At 54.5% G+C, this 20,402-nt stretch carries 21 protein-coding genes; 2 read left to right on the forward strand and 19 right to left on the reverse strand.

Annotation, left to right across the window (positions count from 1 at the left end):
- Window position 1 precedes the first annotated feature (1 nt).
- The 10 genes from recO to rpoE form a co-directional block, all read right to left on the reverse strand.
- Complete coding sequence (recO, locus tag HNR64_RS05745; RefSeq protein WP_204995583.1) at window positions 2–709, reverse strand: DNA repair protein RecO; 708 nt, start codon at window positions 707–709, stop codon at window positions 2–4.
- Between the two features lie 3 nt (window positions 710–712).
- Window positions 713–1,624 carry a GTPase Era gene (era, locus tag HNR64_RS05750; RefSeq protein ID WP_204995584.1) on the reverse strand — a complete coding sequence of 304 codons (912 nt, stop codon included), beginning with the start codon at window positions 1,622–1,624 and terminating at the stop codon, window positions 713–715.
- Complete coding sequence (gene rnc, locus HNR64_RS05755; protein WP_204995585.1) at window positions 1,621–2,289, reverse strand: ribonuclease III; 669 nt, start codon at window positions 2,287–2,289, stop codon at window positions 1,621–1,623. The genes era and rnc overlap by 4 nt, the downstream gene beginning before the upstream one ends.
- Before the next feature lie 5 nt (window positions 2,290–2,294).
- Entirely contained in the window at window positions 2,295–2,660 is a 366-nt protein-coding gene (locus HNR64_RS05760) for a DUF4845 domain-containing protein (protein WP_204995586.1), read from the reverse strand.
- Between the two features lie 19 nt (window positions 2,661–2,679).
- Window positions 2,680–3,735: a signal peptidase I gene (gene lepB, locus HNR64_RS05765; RefSeq protein ID WP_204995587.1), complete on the reverse strand. Its 1,056-nt coding sequence runs from the start codon at window positions 3,733–3,735 to the stop codon at window positions 2,680–2,682.
- Between the two features lie 15 nt (window positions 3,736–3,750).
- A complete protein-coding gene (gene lepA / locus HNR64_RS05770) occupies window positions 3,751–5,550 on the reverse strand; it encodes a translation elongation factor 4 (protein ID WP_204995588.1) in 1,800 nt (599 codons plus the stop codon).
- 110 nt (window positions 5,551–5,660) lie between these two features.
- Window positions 5,661–6,140 carry a SoxR reducing system RseC family protein gene (locus HNR64_RS05775; protein ID WP_204995589.1) on the reverse strand — a complete coding sequence of 160 codons (480 nt, stop codon included), beginning with the start codon at window positions 6,138–6,140 and terminating at the stop codon, window positions 5,661–5,663.
- Entirely contained in the window at window positions 6,140–7,033 is an 894-nt protein-coding gene (locus HNR64_RS05780; protein ID WP_204995590.1) for a MucB/RseB C-terminal domain-containing protein, read from the reverse strand. Before HNR64_RS05780 ends, HNR64_RS05775 begins: the two co-directional genes overlap by 1 nt.
- On the reverse strand, window positions 7,034–7,612 hold the full coding sequence (locus HNR64_RS05785) for a sigma-E factor negative regulatory protein (protein WP_204995591.1): 579 nt from the start codon (window positions 7,610–7,612) through the stop codon (window positions 7,034–7,036). It abuts the gene before it with no gap.
- A gap of 2 nt (window positions 7,613–7,614) precedes the next feature.
- Entirely contained in the window at window positions 7,615–8,211 is a 597-nt protein-coding gene (rpoE, locus tag HNR64_RS05790) for an RNA polymerase sigma factor RpoE (protein ID WP_027872698.1), read from the reverse strand.
- Between the two features lie 193 nt (window positions 8,212–8,404).
- Between rpoE and nadB the strand changes: the two genes are divergently transcribed.
- Window positions 8,405–10,000 carry an L-aspartate oxidase gene (gene nadB / locus HNR64_RS05795; protein ID WP_204995592.1) on the forward strand — a complete coding sequence of 532 codons (1,596 nt, stop codon included), beginning with the start codon at window positions 8,405–8,407 and terminating at the stop codon, window positions 9,998–10,000.
- A 34-nt stretch (window positions 10,001–10,034) separates the two neighbouring features.
- Here nadB and HNR64_RS05800 read toward each other — a convergent pair whose 3' ends face one another.
- Both HNR64_RS05800 and HNR64_RS05805 read right to left on the reverse strand, forming a co-directional pair.
- Window positions 10,035–10,493 (reverse strand): protein YgfX, encoded by a 459-nt coding sequence (locus tag HNR64_RS05800; RefSeq protein ID WP_204995593.1) that lies wholly within the window; start codon window positions 10,491–10,493, stop codon window positions 10,035–10,037.
- Entirely contained in the window at window positions 10,456–10,716 is a 261-nt protein-coding gene (locus HNR64_RS05805) for an FAD assembly factor SdhE (protein ID WP_027872700.1), read from the reverse strand. The genes HNR64_RS05800 and HNR64_RS05805 overlap by 38 nt, the downstream gene beginning before the upstream one ends.
- Window positions 10,717–10,931: 215 nt before the next feature.
- On the opposite strand from HNR64_RS05805, the gene ygfZ reads away from it, so the two are divergent.
- The gene (gene ygfZ, locus HNR64_RS05810; protein WP_204995594.1) at window positions 10,932–11,957 is read left to right on the forward strand and encodes a CAF17-like 4Fe-4S cluster assembly/insertion protein YgfZ; all 1,026 of its coding nucleotides are present in this window, start codon (window positions 10,932–10,934) and stop codon (window positions 11,955–11,957) included.
- A 4-nt stretch (window positions 11,958–11,961) separates the two neighbouring features.
- Here ygfZ and ung read toward each other — a convergent pair whose 3' ends face one another.
- The 7 genes from ung to HNR64_RS05845 all read right to left on the reverse strand — a co-directional run bounded on the left by ung (window position 11,962) and on the right by HNR64_RS05845 (window position 20,273).
- Window positions 11,962–12,648: a uracil-DNA glycosylase gene (gene ung / locus HNR64_RS05815; RefSeq protein ID WP_204995595.1), complete on the reverse strand. Its 687-nt coding sequence runs from the start codon at window positions 12,646–12,648 to the stop codon at window positions 11,962–11,964.
- Between the two features lie 96 nt (window positions 12,649–12,744).
- Window positions 12,745–13,554, reverse strand: a complete 810-nt coding sequence (locus tag HNR64_RS05820) for an SDR family NAD(P)-dependent oxidoreductase (protein ID WP_204995596.1) — start codon at window positions 13,552–13,554, stop codon at window positions 12,745–12,747.
- 20 nt (window positions 13,555–13,574) lie between these two features.
- Window positions 13,575–15,125, reverse strand: a complete 1,551-nt coding sequence (locus HNR64_RS05825) for a flavin-containing monooxygenase (RefSeq protein ID WP_204995597.1) — start codon at window positions 15,123–15,125, stop codon at window positions 13,575–13,577.
- A complete protein-coding gene (locus HNR64_RS05830; protein ID WP_204995598.1) occupies window positions 15,122–16,120 on the reverse strand; it encodes an alpha/beta fold hydrolase in 999 nt (332 codons plus the stop codon). Before HNR64_RS05830 ends, HNR64_RS05825 begins: the two co-directional genes overlap by 4 nt.
- Complete coding sequence (locus HNR64_RS05835; protein WP_239547635.1) at window positions 16,117–16,971, reverse strand: metal-dependent hydrolase; 855 nt, start codon at window positions 16,969–16,971, stop codon at window positions 16,117–16,119. Before HNR64_RS05835 ends, HNR64_RS05830 begins: the two co-directional genes overlap by 4 nt.
- A 112-nt stretch (window positions 16,972–17,083) precedes the next feature.
- Entirely contained in the window at window positions 17,084–17,764 is a 681-nt protein-coding gene (locus HNR64_RS05840; RefSeq protein ID WP_204995600.1) for an START domain-containing protein, read from the reverse strand.
- A 34-nt stretch (window positions 17,765–17,798) separates the two neighbouring features.
- Complete coding sequence (locus HNR64_RS05845; RefSeq protein ID WP_204995601.1) at window positions 17,799–20,273, reverse strand: TonB-dependent receptor; 2,475 nt, start codon at window positions 20,271–20,273, stop codon at window positions 17,799–17,801.
- Between the last annotated feature and the right edge of the window lie 129 nt (window positions 20,274–20,402).

Genomic DNA, 20,402 nt, shown 5'->3' on the forward strand with positions numbered 1-20,402 from the left:
TTTAGTCTGAGTACTGCCGGAGAAACAGTTTTCGACTGTTCAGTGGCCGGTCCCCCAACAGGGGCGCAAGGATAAGCCGGTTGAGGCGCTTCGCTACTTTAAGCGTGTCGGCGTCCCACTCGGCACGTGCTAACTGCTGCAATAGATGGCCGGAAAACGCTTTCTGGTGAGCGTCCATCGACGCCGATACCTGGCAAAAGCCGTGCTCCGGGTCGTAGATAAAATAGGCCTCGGGGGCGCTTTCAATGGGCGAGAAGTCGACACCGTAGCCCAGCTCGGTAAGTAAAGTTAGCTCAAAGCTGCGCAGTATGGGTTCAACACGGCTCCCTGAGGACAGCTCCAGCAAAGAGCGGCCGTACAACTTGAAAACTTCCGCCTGGGGGTCAAAGGGTTGCAGCAATCTTCCCAATAACTCGTTGATGTAGAAAGCGCAGTACAGCGCGTTGCCGCGCAGTGGAAACGTGCTGTTCAGCTGCGCATCAACTAAGGTCTTTAACTCACTGCGCCCCTGCCAGGAGACCTGAATGAGATTGCCAGGCTGCAAGGCCGCGCGCCATTGCTGGCGGCTCTTGCTCGACGATTTAAGTCCCTTGGCTACGACGCTTAGATAGCCATAGTCGCGGCTGAATAGATCGATGATCGCACTGCTATCACGATAGGCGCGAAGATGTAACACGTATGCGGGCTGACCCTCTATACGCGCAGTCATGGTCTACTCGAAATCGTTATAACCGAGGCTTCGCAGGGCGCGCTCATCGTCGGACCAGCCAGATTTCACTTTCACCCACAAGCGCAACATGACCTTGCTGTCGAACGCGCGCTCCATATCCTTGCGCGCCTCTGTACCAATCTGCCTGAGGCGACTCCCCTTCTCACCGATCAGTATTTTCTTTTGCCCTTGGCGCTCTACCAGTATCAGTGCGCTGATCTCTATCAGGCGCGGCGATACCTTGAATTCCTCAATTTCGACCGTCATCGCATAGGGCACTTCCTCCCCGAGCTGACGCATAATCTTTTCGCGAACAAGCTCCGCCGCAAGAAAACGCTCACTGCGATCGGTTACCTGATCCTCGGGGAAGAGGTGTATCCCCTCTGGAAGATAGCGTTCAATAACGGCCTCAAGATCATCGCGGTTGTGGCCGCGCAATGCCGAGACAGGCACAATTTCAGTGAAACTGTGCTTTTCAGCAAGCTGTTCTAGCAGTGGCAGTAATTCCGATTTGTCGTTAAGCCGATCGATCTTGTTTACCACCAGCAAGACCGGGCAGTCGACCTGCTTCACCTTCTCCAAAACAAGGTCGTCTTCATCGGTCCAGCGATCGCGATCTACCAGAAAAAGCACCAGATCAACATCTTTCAGAGCAGAGCTGGCAGCCCGATTCATGTAGCGGTTAATCGCCTTTTCGTCGCGCAAATGCAGTCCGGGGGTGTCGACATAGATCGCCTGCGTATCACCCTCAGTTTTAATCCCCAGCAGCTGGTGGCGCGTCGTTTGGGGCTTTCTTGACGTGATACTCAGTTTTTGACCGAGAATATGGTTAAGTAGCGTGGATTTACCCACATTCGGGCGGCCAACAATTGCCACATAACCACAGCGTGTGCCGCTCTCATTCTGGTGTTTCATGCTTGCTTCTCCAGCTGCGCCAGCACTTGCTCTGCTGCAGCTTGCTCTGCCTTGCGTCGACTACTTGCCGTTGCCACAACTTCCCCGTTCAGCAGCGTTACCTTGCATGCGACAGTAAAGGCCTGCTGATGAGACTTACCCTCTGTCGAGCAAAGGCGGTATTGCGGCAAGGGCTGCTTTCTCGCCTGCAAATATTCTTGTAGCCGCGTTTTAGCGTCTTTGTGACTCGCGGTGGGATCAATACTCTCCAGTCGGCCGGCAAACCAACGATGGACACAGGCCTGACACGACGCCATGCCCCCATCGAGATAGATCGCACCGAGAATGGCCTCAACAGCATCTGCAAGGATGGAGCTGCGCCGCTTACCGCCGCTGTTGCGCTCGCCGCTTCCCAACAGAAGGTGCTCTCCGAGATTCAGTTCAGCAGCGACAGCCGCCAGGGCCTTTCCACTCACTAACGAGGCGCGAATTCTACTCAACTCGCCCTCATCCAAATTTGGAAAACGACGGTACAAAAAATCACTAACGATCATATTCAGCAACGAATCACCAAGAAACTCCAGTCGCTCGTTGTGATCAGCGCTGAGGCTTCGGTGAGTCAGCGCCTGCGTTAACAAGGCGTCGTCATTAAAAGCGTATCCCAGCACATCGGAAAGTGTCGGCATACCAGTTAGCGTTCAACCTGAAAAAGCGCGTCTTCAAACTTAACGACAGCGTCAATATTGATGAATAGCGGAACGCGTTTCTCGTAGGTGGCATCAATCAGCACACCCTCGTCGTTATTTTTGATCTTAATATCGCGCAAAGATATCGATTCGATCCGGTTTGTAATAAACCTGCGCGACAGTTTTTGACGAATCTGTGCAGGCGTCACTTCGGCACCTTTACTCTCTTCGGCCACGTCACTGATAACACGACTGAGCGACCAGTAATCAACGTATAAGGGGGCGAGACGAATTGCCATCGTTCCCAAAACCATGGCAACACCGACGATGATGACAAAGGATAGTAGGCCAATGCCCTGCTGATTTTTCATTATTATCTCCTGTGCACCGTTAACGTATTTGGCCAACGCGATCAAAGCTGGGTAGCTGAGAGAAGGATTGCCAGTGCATCCAGATTGCAAACGCCTGACCGACGATATTCTTCTCAGGAACCTGTCCCCAAACTCGGCTATCACTGCTATTGTCGCGATTATCACCCATCATAAAGTAATGACCGGGTTTTACCGTTGTTTCAAAATCACCGCGATAAATGCGTTTATCGTGATGAATCAGGTGCTCTACACTACCGAGCTGCTCGCGAACCACCTGGGTAACAGGCTGCAAGGGCGGAACTTCAGCCACCAGGGTATGGGGCACTAACTCGTCATTCACATAGAGCTTTTTATTAACATAACGCAGTTTATCGCCAGGCAAACCCACGACGCGCTTGATAAAGTAGCGGCTGTCACCAGGAGGGAAGAAAACCATAACATCGCCGCGCTCGGGCTCGCCCACTTCTAAAATTTTTGTGCCGACAACCGGCAGGCGCAACCCATAGTTAAACTTATTGACCAGGATGTAATCGCCAACTTCGAGACTGGGAACCATCGACGCGGAGGGAATTTGAAACGGCTCAACGACAAACGAGCGCAATACCAATACCACGAGCAGCACGGGGAAAAATGACCGCGCATTCTCGGCGATCGGCAACATCCCGCCAAATTCCCGCTTTAGGTTCTCCTGCTCCTGCTTAACAAAGTAGGTAATGTAAACGGCGATTTTGCCGGCGTTAACATAGGCCTGACGGCCCTTTTCAAAAACAAAGCGATCAAGGCCAGCAATCACTCCTGCCAGCGCGGTGAGCACCACCAAGGCCAGTGCAAAATCGCCATCTTTAATCAGCACAACACTGGCAACCCAAAGCAGCCACAGTGCCGATACCAACCGATAGCTCCACTCGACCCAAGCGGGCACAACCTGACGGCGCAGCGCCACCGCATCGCTAGCGGTTTTTTTCTCGGCACACCACTGCAATGCGGTTTGCATCTGCCGACGCCCTTTGATTTCCTGAAGTAGCCACACACACAGCGACGTCGCCGCGACGAACAGTAAGATCAAATTAACCATGTGGCCATATACCCCTTATCCATCTACCTTTAAGACGGCAAGAAATGCCGACTGCGGAATCTCTACATTCCCAACTTGCTTCATCCGCTTTTTACCTGCTTTTTGCTTCTCAAGCAGTTTACGCTTTCGCGATACGTCGCCACCATAACACTTGGCAGTTACGTTCTTACGCAGCGCCTTTACCGTCTGGCGCGCAATAACATGCCCACCAATTGCCGCCTGAATTGCCACGTCAAACATCTGTCGTGGAATAAGCTCTTTCATCTTTTCCACTAACAGCCGCCCGCGGGACTGCGCGAAATCGCGATGGACAATCATCGCCAGCGCATCAACACGGTCACCATTTATCAGCACATCGAGCTTGACCAGATTCGCCGCTTCGAAGCGTTCAAAACTGTAGTCAAGCGAGGCAAAGCCACGGCTCACCGACTTCAACCGGTCGAAGAAGTCCAGCACCACTTCGCTCATTGGGATGTCCCATGTCAGCGATACTTGCTGCCCCAAAAACTGCATATCAATCTGAACGCCGCGCTTCTCCGAACACAGGCTCATCACATTGCCGAGGTGTTCCTGCGGGACCAGGATATTCACCCTGGCGATCGGTTCGCGGGTTTCCTCAACTTCGCCGGGGTCAGGCATTGCGGAAGGGTTATCAACCATAACCTCTTCGCCGTTTTTCTTGAGCACTTGATAAATTACGGTGGGCGCTGTCGTTATCAGATCAATATCGTATTCACGCTCCAGGCGCTCTTGAATGATCTCCATATGCAGCGTGCCGAGGAAGCCGCAGCGAAAGCCAAAACCCAGGGCATCTGATGTTTCAGGCTCGTAAAACAAAGAAGCATCATTCAATGTCAGCTTCCCTAAGGCCTCCCGAAAGTCTTCGTAGTCTTCGGTAGATACCGTGAACATCCCGGCATAGACCTGCGGCTTTACTTTCTGAAAACCGGGCAGCGCGTCCACATCAGGTGTACTGGCGTGCGTGAAGGTATCCCCCACTGGCGCGCCGTGAATATCTTTAATGCCGGCGATAAGGAAGCCAACTTCTCCGGCTTTGAGCACACCGGTATTGGTTTGCTTGGGCGTGAATATCCCCACTACATCCACGGAATGCGTTTTACCCAGCGACTTACTGATGACCTTATCGCCTTTACGCAGGGTGCCGTTCTTCACTCGCACCAAGGAGACAACCCCTTGGTAGTTGTCGAACCAGGAATCGATGATCAGGGCTTGCAAGGGGGCATCAGGGTCCCCCTCGGGCGCGGGAATGGCGGCAACTAAGTGCTCTAAGGCATCCTCTATGCCCATTCCGGATTTCGCACTGACCGGCACTGCCTCGCTGGCATCCACGCCGATAATTTCTTCGATTTCCTGTTTTACCCGGTCAGGGTCGGCCTGCGGAAGATCCATTTTGTTCAAAATCGGCAGTACTTCGAGCCCCTGCTCTATCGCGGTATAGCAATTTGCCACCGACTGCGCCTCAACACCCTGCGCGGCGTCCACCACCAAGAGCGCGCCTTCACATGCCGCTAACGAGCGCGATACCTCGTAGGAGAAGTCAACGTGTCCCGGAGTGTCGATAAAATTGAGCTGATAGGTATTCCCATCCTTCGCGGTGTAATCGAGCGTCACGCTCTGCGCTTTGATAGTGATACCCCGCTCGCGCTCAATATCCATTGAGTCGAGCACTTGCTCGGCCATTTCACGGTCAGCAAGGCCACCACAATACTGGATAAAACGATCCGCCAGGGTCGATTTTCCGTGGTCGATATGGGCAATAATAGAAAAGTTACGAATTAGGTCGAGACTAGGCACGTTTGGCAGAACCCCGGGACAAAGCCATTGAGGAAAATAAAGGCGCGATTGTATCGCAAAGCCCGCTACCTAAGCTATGTGTATTGTCACAGGAGGCGGCTAAATGCCTATTAATGCTCGAAAAACTGCAGTGGCTCGGCGGACCCTCGGCCATGATGCCCGACTAAACGGGGCTGAAAACGCTCGCTGTTTCGGCTCAATAGTGCGTGGGCCCGTACACCGCCCAGCCCCAGCAAAAATCCCACCAGTGCCGACACTGCAGCAACGCTCTCACTACCCGACAAACTATTCCCAGCAAGCATACCGAGGATCATACTCAGCAAAGGCAGCAGGTAGACAATAAAAGCACCACCCACTAACGCTGCTTCGGGAATGGCGATATCCACATCGCTACCCACGGGGTAGTCACTCGCGGGGAGCCCATTTAGCGCGATACGCAACTGATTGCGGCGACCATCGTGCAAACTGTTCATCAGCCCCTGCCCGCAGCCTTTCTTCGCAGAGCAGCTGGCGCAGCTACTTTGGGACACGGTCTCTACCCACAGAGCCGACGTCTCCACAGCCACAACACGCCCGCGCTCACAAATCATTATTCAGGCCACTCCACGCCGAGTGCTACCTGTCTCGCGGTCAGCATGGGAATCTCACCCACCACTGACACGCGTACGCCACGCGATTTGTGGGTAGTGCTGTAACTTACTGACGCGCCTCGCCGCATATGGCTATCACTCTGCGACGCGGCACTCTGGGTGGACTCAACAAAAACCGTGAATACCGCCAAACCGTCTGTGTAACTGATGCTCGGCGCCTGATCACGAACGGCCAAGGGCGTAAAGCCATCAGGCAACCAGGATACGCGCCAGTTAACCTCCGGGACGCTGCCTTGCTCGCCAACGGGGGGGTGTGCGATGAGCTGTGACTCATCGCGCTCAAGCGCTGCCTCATCAAAACTGAGATCAAGCACAACATACTCAAAGCGCTCAAGAACCTTGCCGCGCTTATTAACGATTTCAGAGCGCAACAACAACCCCGTTTCTTTATCCAGAGCGAGCCGGTATCCAAGGCGGTATACGTCTTTAGGCTGAATCGACAACCCTATTGCTGCGCGACCAGCAACGCTGCCCGATTCTCGGAGGGACAAATGGTAAAGCTTCTGCAATTGCTTCGCTTCTGGCGAGTCACCGGCAAGAAGATGCAATAATTCAGGGCCGGGGTGCACACAGCTAATATCGTGCCCCTGACGAATCACCTCATGCTCGCCGTGACTTAGCGCTTCGAGTGACTCGTACTCGCGACCGTCTTTGACAACATGACTGACCTTAAAACTGCTAAGTCGGTCGTCGACTTGGTAAGTCACTACACCCTGATAGTTGAGGGTCCGATGGCTGTCGGTCATTCGCTTCAGCCACGTTTCCGGACCATTCGCCCAACTGGCTTGACTAAACGCCAGCGCAGCGACCGCCAATATCACACGACAACGCACTTATTCTGACTCCTGAGACACCACCCGCGCATACGAAACGAAGCCTTGGCCATTATTCAGCGACGCCCGCTCGGTATGCTTGCGAAGCAATACGTCGAAACGCTTGTCGGCTTCGCTCTTCACTGCTGGGCTCATGCTGGGCGTGCCCCCTGCTATGGCACTTACAGGAACACCGCCATTGGCAGGTGACATTTGAGCGGGGTAAACACGGCCGCTGCTCACCGACGTCTCCGACGCCGCCAGCATTGAGGTGCCACCGCCGAGCATACGTTCACTGCCGGCGAACACGACGACGGCCGCAACACTGGCAGCGACGGCCATACCGGTTAGCGCTTGACGCCAGGACGAGCCGCGTTTCACTGCACTTGGCTCATCGTCAATCGCGGCCATCACTCGGCTCGAAATATCGAGACCGGCAAACGGCAGCTCACCGTCATGCATCACCTGTTGGTTGCGGTGGAGCGACGCCCACTCCGCGCGCAAGGCCGCATCTTCTGAGCGCAGAACTCGGCGCAACTCAAGCTCACTGGCTTCACCATCCATCATTGCCGACAGAGATTCTCTGATGCCATCTTTCATATTTACACCTCTTCGCCACTCACTTGGGCTCTTACTCGACTATCCACCGCCTCGCGAGCCCTGAAAATTCGCGACCGCACTGTTCCAACAGGGCAATCCATCACCGCTGCAATATCCTCATAACTGAGACCATCAAATTCACGCAGAGTTAGCGCTGCGCGCAAATCTTCAGGCAAAGTTTTGATCGCGTCCTGAACCACATTTTTTAGCTCTTCGCCATACAAGCGGTTCTCTGGCGTCTCGACTTCTTTTAAAGCAGACGGCCCCTCAAAATATTCGGCATCAGCCACATCCACGTCACTGCCCGGCGGGCGACGGTTGCGAGCGACCAGATAGTTTTTCGCCGTGTTGATCGCAATGCGATACAACCAAGTATAAAAGGCACTGTCCCCACGGAACTTGGGCAAAGCCCGATAGGCTTTAACAAAGGCTTCCTGGGCAACATCCTGCACTTCGTCACTATCTTTGATATAGCGGGATATCAGACCAAATATTTTGTGTTGATACTTAAGTACCAGCAGATCAAAGGCACGCTTATCCCCCTGCTGGACTCGCTCAACGAGCTGCTGGTCTGCCTGTTTAGCTTGGCTCATGTACATTCACCAATGGTCGATCAGCAGCGCTTGCCAAATAGACCAGCGAATTTTGAAGAAGTTCTAACATTACTGTCCTTAAACTACCGCGTGAGAACACCACGCGTGTTGGTCTGCGGCGCAGCTACCAGTATACTTTGCGCCTCTTAAACTCCGACGGCATAGTATCGCCGGACCGCCTCGGGAGCAAACATCCGCAATGAGCCATTTCCATGCCCACGATGTGCTAGTTATCGGCAGCGGCGCTGCTGGCCTATCACTGGCGCTACAGCTTGCCAGCCACGCCAAAGTCGCCGTGCTTTGCAAGAGCGAGCTCAACGAGGGCGCAACCTATTGGGCTCAAGGCGGTATTGCCGCTGTCCTCCATAAAAATGACAGTATCGATGCCCATGTCAGCGACACCCTGAACGCCGGCGCACAACTTTGCCACGAAGACGCCGTCCGCTTCACCGTTGAGCACAGCAGCGCCAGCATCGACTGGCTGCTCGCTCAAGGTGTCCAATTCAGCCGTTTTGACAACGACAGCAACGAACTACACCTCACCCGGGAGGGCGGCCATAGCCAGCGCAGAATTATTCACGCGGCTGACGCCACGGGCCGCGCGGTGTCGACAACGCTGAGCACCAAAGCCAAAGAGCACCACAATATCGAGATATTTAACCGTCACGTCGCAATAGACCTCGTCGTCCGCGACGGACGCTGTCATGGCGCCTACGTGCTTAACAGAGACAGCGGCCATGTGGAATTGTTCCACGCCCGCGCCAGCGTTTTGGCAACCGGGGGCGCAAACAAGGCCTACCTTTATACCAGCAACCCTGACGGCGCTACCGGCGACGGTATTGCGATGGCGTGGCGTGCGGGCTGTCGGGTCGCGAATATGGAATTCAATCAATTCCACCCCACGTGCCTGTATCACCCCAAGGCGAAGTCCTTCCTTATCACCGAAGCCATACGAGGGGAAGGTGGGAAATTGCTCAACGCCAAAGGCGAGCGCTTTATGCAGCGCTATGATGAGCGCGGAGAACTCGCCCCTCGCGATGTTGTTGCGCGCGCCATCGACCATGAAATGAAGCGGCTCGGCAGCGACTGCGTCTACCTAGACATTAGCCATAAAAGCTCAGAATTCCTGCTTGAGCACTTTCCCACTATTAAAGCGCGCTGCCTTGAGCTCGGTATCGACATCAGCCGCGAAGCGATCCCGGTCGTTCCCGCCGCTCACTATACCTGCGGTGGCGTGATGGTCGACCAACGCGGCCGCAGCGATGTTGAGGGACTGTACGCCATCGGTGAAACCGCCTTTACCGGACTGCACGGCGCAAATCGCCTGGCGAGTAACTCATTGCTCGAATGCCTTGTTTATGGCGGCGCGGCCGCAGCAGATATCAACAGCCGCCTCGACGACCTCAGCGCACCGCTTATTGCGCCACCCTGGGATGAGTCAATGGTGACTGACTCTGATGAAGATGTGATCATTTCGCACAACTGGGACGAATTACGGCGCTTTATGTGGGACTACGTCGGCATTGTACGCACCGACAAGCGCCTGCAGCGGGCACTGAACCGCGCCGCCCTATTACAGCAGGAAATTGCTGAATATTATTCCAATTATAAAGTCAGTAATGATTTATTGGAGCTGCGCAATCTCGCCATGGTTGCTGAACTGATTATTCGCAGCGCCATGCAACGGAAAGAGAGCCGAGGCCTCCACTACACGCTGGACTACCCCGCCACGCTGCCCACGGCGCAAGACACTGTATTGGTACCTGACAATTACGGTCATCAGAGCACAAGCTAAAATTCAGCGCTTGGGTAATGACAGACAGTGATAGTTACCAACGGCCATGTAGCAGAGCGCGCCGTAAGGCGCGAAAGTCTTCCCGGCTTAGTTGATCCGCTAGTATCGGTAGCGACCAACACCGACCATCGGCGCAAAGCTGTAATACCAGTAAATGACGGGAGAAATACTGGCAGCTGAGATCCAGGCCCACGACTTTGCCCTCAATGTCTGCTCGCCAACCGCTGCCGTCTGCGTGCAACACCAAACCGTTGCCGAAAATAACTGACCGCGTTTTTCGCCACATCCGCCATACGTAGGCCAGGACGATACATTGAAGCAGCAACACGGCGCTCGCTGCCACGAAGGCGCCCCCCGCCCAACGCTCAACCGACGGAGCGATGGTGGGTGCCAGCACTAGCGCCAACGCAGCGAGCAGGCAAAATACGCAAAAGCCGATACGCGAAGCGCGCAGCTCAAGCCTTAGCGGCGCGGGAGAATGCGTTGATATCATTCACAATACTGGCCAACTCAGGGTCTTCCGGGCTGGTGGTTCCCAGAAACCACTGGAATAACTCAGTATCCTCACTCTCAAGCAGCCGAATGAAACGCTGCTGATCGCGCTCGTCGAGGGACCGGAAGCGCTGCTCAAAAAAAGGCACCATAACTAAGTCTAATTCGAGCATGCCACGCCGGCAGGCCCAGTAAATTCGCTTGATCTCGTTTTCCGAAAGCATTATTTTCCACTGCATAAAGGGAGAGCCACCAACATTGGCGACATTTACTTGTATAGTATACCGTGATCCTGAGCCAGTATTGCAGTCAAAGCTCCCCCGCCACTGGCAATTCACGCCGCGAAGCGGTTAGCGTCTAACCGAAAGGCGTGAAAGTCACACCAGAATACTATCCCTCATTCACCACACGGTACCGACGAAACGGTAGCACAGGACCCATGAGCACATTTGAAGCGCTACTTTCTAAGCAATTCCCCCAGAGCCAAATCAAATCGAGCGGCTTCTGGGCCAGCGGCGAGCAACAACACGGCGCGGCCGACTGGGTATCGCCGCTCTTTCAGTACGACTTTTTACACGTAGATGGACCTGACAGCAGCACTTTTTTGCAGGGGCAAACCAGCTGCGACTGGCGCGCGATCACCCCGACCCAGGCCAGCCGCGGCGCTTACTGTAATATCAAAGGCCGCGTGCTGAGCAGCTTTATCGGCGCTCAGCCTTCCGAAACGCTGGCCCTGTTGCGTATGCGTGCCGATATTTGTGAAAACACCCGCAGCCTGCTGAAAAAATATATTGTGTTCTCAAAAGCCGAAATTGGTGATCAGCCCCGAACGCGCTTTGCCATTGGTGTGGCTGGCCCCGGCGCCAGGCAGCGTTTGCGCACCCTCTTCGGCGCCGCCCCCAGCGCGGCGCTGGAGAGCCTCACCGTAGACCCTGACACGACCATCGTTCAACTGGACGACGACGGCCTGCGCTATGAATGCTGGCTCACCGACACGCGCGCCGCCGAACTTTGGCCCGCGCTCTGTGACGGCGTCGCCGTATGCGATAGCGCTGACTGGGAGAGAGATAACATCCTGCAAGGGGTCGGCGAGGTGCACGCCGCAACACAGGACCTTTTCCTGCCCCAACAATTGAACTACCAGTTGGTGGGCGCGGTAAATTTCAAAAAGGGCTGCTACACCGGCCAGGAAGTGGTCGCTCGCATTCAATATCGAGGCAAACTCAAACGCCGCCTCTACGCCGCGAAAGTGGACGCCTTGATAAATGAAAGCGATGCTACGGAGCTGTTTGGCGGCGGTGACACGCAGAGTATCGGCAAGCTCGTTTCGCTATATAACGCCGATGACCACAGCATACTGCTGGCGGTACTCGCGGTTGATGCGGTGAACTCGCCTATCTTTACCGCCCACGGCAAGCACCGCGTCACACTGCTGCCGCTTCCCTATGAGCTACCGGACCTGTAAATCGTTACGCAGAAGGTAGGCGCCAATCGACAGGCGTCTGCCCTCGCGCCTGTAAATAGGCGTTGGCTTGAGAAAAATGCTTGCAGCCGAAGAAACCTCGGTAGGCCGACAGCGGCGACGGGTGAGGCGCCTTCAGGACGCAGTGCCTGCTCGAATCAATCGCAGCGCCCTTCTTTTGTGCGTGAGAACCCCACAGTAAAAACACCAAACCGTCGCGATGTTGATTTAGCGAAGACACGATTGCATCGGTGAACCGTTCCCAGCCCTTCCCCTGATGAGCACCCGCCTGTCCTTGTTCGACCGTGAGAACACTGTTGAGTAATAGCACACCCTGCTCAGCCCATGACTGCAGATAACCATGCTGCGCAGGTTGGATCGCCAAATCACTCTGCAGCTCTTGAAAAATATTGACCAGCGACGGCGGCGGTTTTATCCCCGGTTGCACAGAAAAGCACAAGCCGTGCGCTTGGCCAGGGCCGTGATAAGGGTCCTGCCCTAAGATCACTACCTTCACCTGTTTGAAAGGTGTACTGTCTAACGCGGCGAACCATTGAGACGGGCGAGGATAAATCTGTGCCCCCTGCTCGCGACGCTGCTGCAAGAATTGCCGCAGCGTATGCATATACTCCTGCTCGAACTCTCCACGCAATTCCTCAAGCCAGGACGGCTCTAGCTGTATCGTAGCGCTCACCTGCACTCCTCCGCTATTTACAAGCCGGCAAGCATAACAGCAGCGCCCTCGCTCAGGTAGTAAGAAAAAAGGGCTGAGGGCAGCCCAAAGCAAACGTTACGACAAACGTATTAGTGGCGCCAACCAGCTATCGTAATTGGCGGGAAATAAACGTTGAACCCAATCCAGAAAAACGGCGTCGCTGCCAATTAGCAAACGTCGACGGCGGCGGCGCATGGCATGAATAATTTTCGCTGCAGCCCGCTCGGGGCTGGTGCGCGCCACCTTGTCGAAGTTTGCCGCTGTGGCGTCTAAATCACTCTCCTTGCCGTGAAGGTCATGAAAATGTCGCCCGTTTCGCGCAATATTCGTTTTTATGCCGCCGGGGTGGACGGTCAGCACCGCAACGCCACTGCCCTTTAAATCCTGACGGAGAGACTCTGAGTAGCCACGTACAGCGAATTTTGCCGCGTTGTAGGCCGACTGCGACGGCACCGCCAGCAGGCCAAACAAGCTGGATATATTGACGATACAGCCGCCCGCGTCCTTTACGTAAGGCAAAAACGCTTCGCAACCGTTGACGACACCCCAAAAATTGATATTCATCAGCCAGCTAAAGTGCTCTCGGGGCTGCTCCGCGGCGTGACAACTCAGCGACACACCCGCATTGTTTATCACCGCATCAATCCGTCCGAAATGTTCTTTCACCTCTGCGGCCCAGAGGGCAACAGCCGTCTGCTCAGCAGCGTCAACGCAACTAAGCAGCAAGTGTTGTTCATCCGCGAGCGGGCGCAAGGCGGCCAAATTTTTTACTGATATATCCGAGGCTGCAACTGCGCAGCCCTCCCCAAGAAGCTGCTTTACCAACGCTAAACCAATTCCCGACGCCGCACCCGATACGGCAACAACCTGTTTTACCTGAGTCATCAATAGACCTCTTTGAACACTTAGGGAAGCTCTGCACAATCCAGTGCAAGGGGTTCGTGAGCGGATAATGCCGGTTTGGCGCTATCCGCTGCGACAACACGATAGTCCGACAAGGCAAAGCGGCGCGTCATCAGGCGGTAGCGCCACGAAAACCCCGGCCATAGCGTCGTGTTGCGGCCATCTTGGGTCAGATACCAGCTGTTACAGCCCGACATCCAGGTCGTTCCACGAAACATGTTTTGAATGCGCTTGTTGTACTGTTCCTGCACATCCGCTTTGATGTCCAGACCACAATCTGGCCGTTCGCGCAGCGCCTGCAAGTATTGCAGCACATAGCGAATCTGCGACTCGATGTAGAAGATAACGGAGGTATTACCGGGGCCGGTATTAGGGCCCATCAGGTAAAGCAAGTTCGGGTAGCCAGACACAGTAATGCCCTTGTACGCCTCGGCCCCCTCAGCCCAATCCTCTTCAAGAGACCGGCCACCCAAGCCGCGAACAGGCATTGGCGCACCTGCAGAAGGAACCTTGAAACCAGTAGCGAGAATCACCGCATCGACTTCGTGCCGTTCACCATCACTGCTATAAATCGCCGATTCATCCATACGCGCTACCCCGTCGGCCACCACATTTACATTGTCCTGGCAGAGCGCGGGGTAATAATCATCAGACAACAATACGCGCTTGCAGCCCATCGAGTACTGCGGTGTCAGGGCGTTTCTGAGCGCTTCATCTTTAACAACGCTGCGCAGGTATTTGCGCCCGGCCCACTCGCCCAAGCGAGTGAATAGACTGTCCCAGATAAATGCTGGCAAGACGCTTTCCATCTTCACATACTGAAGGCGCCTAACTATCCGCTGCAACAGCGGCCACCGGCGAAAACGCGTGTGTTCATCCGCGGTTAGGCGACGATCGTGTTTGGGTAGCACCCAGGGCGGCGTACGCTGAAATACCGTGAGTGAACCGACTTCTGGCTGAATAGCGGGAATCACCTGAATAGCGCTTGCGCCAGTACCCACCACCGCAACACGCTTGCCGCGTAAGTTAGTATCGCGCTGCCACTGTGCGGTGTGCATCACCACCCCTTTAAAGCGCTCAATACCCTCGATATTGGGGTATTGAGGAATGTTCAGAGCGCCGATGGCAACCACAACAGCACGCGCAAATACGGGGTGCCCGCCTGCCAATTCCAAACGCCACTGAGCGCTGCTTTCACAGTAGTCGGCCGCGGTTACCCGCGTGGAGAAGCGAATTTTTGGCCGCAACTGATATTTATCCGCGCAGTGGCGCAGGTAGCGATAAATCTCTTGCTGTGGGCTGAACAAGCGCCCCCACCGAGGATTGGGCTCAAAGGAAAATGAGTAGAGATGCGATGGCACGTCACAGGCCGCTCCCGGGTAGAGATTGTCGCGCCAAACCCCGCCAACGTCCTCCGCTTGTTCGAAGAGCTGAAAGTTATTGATGCCCTGCTTCTGCAACTGAATAGCCAGGCCTAGCCCACCAAAACCCGCACCGATAATCGCCACGTCCAACACAGTGTCCTGCGCTCGCTGATGGATATTCGCATTCATAGTGATAGTTCCATTTTGCCGACCCAAAAATCACGAAGCACATTCGCCGTCGCCGCGGGTTCCTCCAACATCGGTAGGTGACCAACGCCCGGCATCACCATCACGTGGCTCTGGGGAATTTGCTGCCGAAAAGCGTCACTGCAACTCACATCAAGTACCCGGTCGCTATCGCCCCACAACACCAGCGTTGGTGCTGATATCCCCTGCAGACAACACCATGTATCGTGCAATGACGTCACGAGAGACTCGAAAAGATACTGATTCACGGGGTGGCGATGACACATTTCTCCGGCCATTGCCCAGGCTAACCCCATCCCCATTAGCCGGTGACGGCGGTGTAGGCAAATCGCCATTACCTTGGCGGTGTCGCTGTGTTGTTTTGGCGCAAGGTAGTTGCGCCCGGCGGCCAAGCCACTTTCCAGCACGCTCATTCTGCTACCGGGGGCACCGGCTGCATTCATTAGGCACAGCGCCGCCACGGATTCTGCATGGCGAGCCGCCAGTTGCGCGGCGATTGCCCCACCCATTGAACTGCCTACCACGTAGGCAGGGCCGCCCCCTTGTTTAGCCAGGAATGCCGCCATTCTGTCCGCTTGAGCACTCAGTGCATACTCAGCACCGTAGCGAAATTCGCTGACACCAAAACCCGGTAAATCGGGCACCAATAAGCGAAACGTCTGCGCCAGTCTCGGCAATAAAAACGCCCAATTTTCGCGACTGGCACCAAAGCCATGCAGTAACAGCATGGTAGGCCCTTCCGCCTGTCCGCCTACCCAGTAATGAACACGGTGACCATCAATGATCGAGACCGCCTGACGCATCTCTGCTCGCAGCGCCATAATTGGCTGCAAATAGCGCCACAGCGAACGCGACTTTGGCTGCCAGGCAGAAAGCACTGCCGCATCGTGCTGAGCAAGCGGGCCAGCCAAAAACTGCTGCTGCATTTGCAGCAGCGCATCCGCCTCGTCGGAAATTGGCACCGCTAGGGTGTTCACGCGGCCGCTCCGGCTGCTTTGTCATAGCCTTCGACTTCAGCGACCAGTTCGTCAACGGTCTCTAGATAACGGCGATTATCGTGATCCCAGGGGTGAAAGCCGGGCTTAAAGAAATCGAGCCAATCTGGAATAACCCGGCGCAATGTACCCGGCGAGCCCCACAGAAAATTAAATGCACCCAGCCAGCCCGTCAGGCTAAATAGCTTACCCTCTCGGGCTACCATGCCAATATGGATGGGTATCACCATCACCCAGAACACCAGCGTGGCAATGATCAAGGCGAGGCAGCGACGAAAATACGCCAACGGCCCCTTGCCGACCACTTGCTGGTAAACATCGAAGGCAACGGCCTTGTGCTCGGTTTCTTCCAGGGCGTGCCAGCGCCACATAGCGGCAAAGCGCGGCTCTGAACCCGCCAGTGTGCGCGGCTCACGTAATACAATATCGGCTAAGATCGCGGTTAGGTGTTCCAGGGCAATTGTGATTGCCAACTGCCCTGCGCGACCTTCAATCTTTCGGGTAATGTTTAGCAGGCCAAGCACAATCCGTGAGTTGCGCTTTGCCGGCATGCCCCGCTGTTCCAGGGCATCGTTATAGTCTTCATGTTCGCGGCCGTGCATCGCTTCCTGGCCAATAAAGCCGCGCACCGCCTCTTTCAGTTCCGGGTCGGTCACCTCATCACGATACGCGCGCACGCTGTCGATGAAGAAGCGCTCACCGTCGGGAAAAAACAGCGACATCGCATTGAAGAAATGACTGACATGAACCCCTTTTGCATGCCAATCGCCAACCCGGTCTGCGGGGAGATTAAACTCTAAATTACGTCTTACGGGCATCACTGTTGTTTTCATAGCTTGCGCCTCCTGATGAGCCATCAATTTATGTTACACCATTTGATGTATAATTAATGTTACATCAATCTATGTCAAATTAATTTTGACTTATTTTTTTGGGCCCGCTGGGCTAGAACGGATTGAAATTCTGGTATTGCGGTTGCTGAACGACAACGCGTAATTGCTTTAAGGTCTCGAACGGATTATCCACAATCAGGCTATTAACCAGGCCAGAGGGCAAGCCGCCGGCAGGATCCAGATGCAGCTGAAACACCACGTTTGTTGTGCCATCTTCTTGCGGCGTTAACTCAAAGTACCCACGCAACGCGGTAACCCGCTTAACACTTTTGGCCTTTGGAACAGCGTCCCGACTGCTCGCCGGCAGCTCATCCTCGGCGACACTTTCCAGGCTAATTCGTGTCACTCTGGTTGCCGGGTCCTGACTAATTTGATTGCGAATCAGCATTTCGCGATCAGCGGCAGGCCAAGGGAAATCATTTAACAAGTACTGATAGCGGTCCAAAAGCGACGACTTGTGGAGCAATACCGCCTGCCGACAGTTGTACATCCACTTGGTAAAGGCCTCGGTGTCATCCAGCACTGCCATAATCTGGTTAATCTCCGCGTCCACCCTTGCCTCACCGCGAAATTCCCTGAAAGCGGAGTTCTCAACTTCACGGGTGAATACCGCTATTCCCTGCTCGCGCTTCTCTTCGCGCCACTCTGCGGCGTGGCTGAATGTAGCCAGCATCATCAAACACACTGCGGCCAGCCACTCGGCGCCGGTAAACTGCTTCATCAACGTCATCATTATCTGTCCTCTTTCAGCGTACGCCGCTCGGCGCTCACAGGCGGTAACTGAATTGCAGGGCAACTGAACGCGGAGCCTCAATAAACCCTGTGTGACTGGTCGTGCCAAACAGTGTCTTGGCAAGTGGGGTATCGGCGGCATAGACGACAATCACTTCATCCGTCAGGTTTTTACCGACCAGCGCCAACTCCCAGCTTTGGTCAATGGCCCCCACGCCTAAACGGCCATTGAATTTGTAGAAACCCTCTTGCTCAACGCGCGGGTCAAGGTTGCTGGAGGGGTTGTATTTATCGGTGAAAATGACATCCAGCGATGCGCCAATGCCGATGGTGGGACTGATAGGCCGCACGTAACCCACAATAAAGGTACCCGACCAATCCGCCACATACTGATTCGACCACCCGGTATAATCGCAGTCGCGGCCATTGGGCGCATCCGGAACTTGGTCCTGGCGACACTGACCATTTTGGAAATCTTTGAATTCAAAATCGAGCAAGGCCAGCGCCCCCCCGAGAGTGAGATAGTCTGTAACCTGCCAGCGACCGTCCATCTCGATACCCATGGTCACAGCCTCCTTGGCATTCCCCACTTGGAAGCCGATGCTGCCATCAAAAATACTGATCTGCAGGTCGCTGTATTCGGTGTAGAACGCGGCAATATTAAACTCTGCGGCACCGTCAAACAGGCCGGTTTTCAGGCCCAACTCATAACTCAGGGCCTCCTCTTCATCGTATTCGAAGGTGCCCTCGAGAATGGTTTGATTCGGTGCAAGTGCGTTGGGGTTGCGATAGGTCAATTCAGCTTCTGGCGTTTGGTTAGAGCGCGCATCAAAGCCCCCTGCCTTGAAGCCTTTTGTCGCCGTGAAATATGCCATGCCCTCATCGGAATAGTCCCACTGCACATTTATCAGCGGCGAAAACTGGCTTTCGCTGCGCTCGCCCTGTAAGTCATGGCGCTCCATCGCAAAGGTGATTGCTGCCACCGTGTCTACCTCACCCTGCGGCAATTCATTGCCATCAAGATCCGTAATTGTCAGCTTTCTGCTTCCCTTCTTGTTTTCATAGGTATAACGGCCACCCAGGGTTAGCCGCAAGGTATCGTGCAGATTGACGGTTGCCTGCAGGAATGCCGAGGCAATTTTGGATTTACTGGTAAATTCCCGGGGGCCTTTAATATCTCTAATGGCATTACCCGCATCACCAAAACCCAGAATTTCGTAGGGGTCTGCAGCCAGTGTTAAGGGGTCAAGATCGCCCCTGGCTCCGCCCTCTATGAAGTCGGCAGCATTTAACAGCTCTACCACCAGATTCGAGTCTTGAATTAACTCATCATTGAACAGCAAGTCATTCTGCTGAAAGTACACCCCGGCGATATAGTCAATAAACTCACCACCGGGAGAGACCCAGCGAAACTCTTGGCTATACTGTCGATAGTCCTCTCGAAGCTCAAACTTGAAAAGCTCAGCGGCAGTGGCATCGCAGTCACACAAGTCATCGTACTGATAGTCGAGAATACCTGTGATAGAACGAAACTCATGGCCACCTGGACTAACCCAGCTAACATTCAACGTCAGGTTGTTGGTGTCGTTGTTGCTGTAATTGCCGTTGGAGTGCGTCTTGTAATCGAGGTAGTTATTTCGAACCGAGTCGTCGGTATCAACGTCCAAAAAAGGAGGATAAAAGCTGCGATCAAGGATTTCTGATTGTGTCCGCCCCGCCAATACAAAATTGCTCGACGTCGAAGGCTCATCGTTGATGATCTCTGCGTGGCGCCCCACAGTGTCAAACTTGCCCCGCTCGTATTTTAACTCGGCGCGCAGCTGGTCTGTCACATCCCAGGTGCCCTTCAAGCGAAACGTGGCTTGGTCGTACTGAGGCCCCTCAATATCTAAATTGAGGTCTTCCATGTAGCCACCAAACTCCCGCAAGCGCGCAGAAAACCGCAAACCAAAATTGTCGGTAATTGGCCCCGACAACATCACATCGACCACTTTCTCATCAAATTCTGGTTCGTAAAGCGCGGAAAACAGCCCCTCAAGCTCATCGCCAGGCGACGCTGTAATAATATTGATCGCCCCGGCAATACTGTTCTTGCCCTGCAGAATATTTTGCGGGCCGCGCAACACCTCAACGCGCGCAAGATCGAGAAAAGGCGCGCGGGCTAACTGGGCGCGCCCATAATAAATACCGTCTACATACATCCCAACCGACTGCTCGAACCCCTGGTTCATGCCGGTGCCGATACCACGCACGTAGATATCGGTGCTGATACCACTTTCAGTGACAGTGAGATTGGGTACGTAGGCCTGCAGGTCTTCCATGCGGTTGATGCCCGCCTCGAGCATTTTTTCGCCGCCGATGGCGCTCACGGAAACGGGTACATCTTGCAAACTTTGCTCGCGGTGCTGGGCAGTGACTAGCACCTCCTCAAGTTTCGCTGCGAAGGAAGACACCGGAACGGCGCAGGCCAGCGCTATGCCGCCCGCGCGTAATATGCTAAAACTACCCATTATGACATGCCCTTATGTTGCAATTTATTATGTTACATTATTCGATGAAACATAAATGGCGACAGTCGCCTTGTCAACACAGTGACAGTATTTTTGTGCAGTACCGACACGCAAACGAGGCTGCAATTA

This window comes from Spongiibacter marinus (genome assembly GCF_016906995.1).
Classification (GTDB): domain Bacteria; phylum Pseudomonadota; class Gammaproteobacteria; order Pseudomonadales; family Spongiibacteraceae; genus Spongiibacter; species Spongiibacter marinus.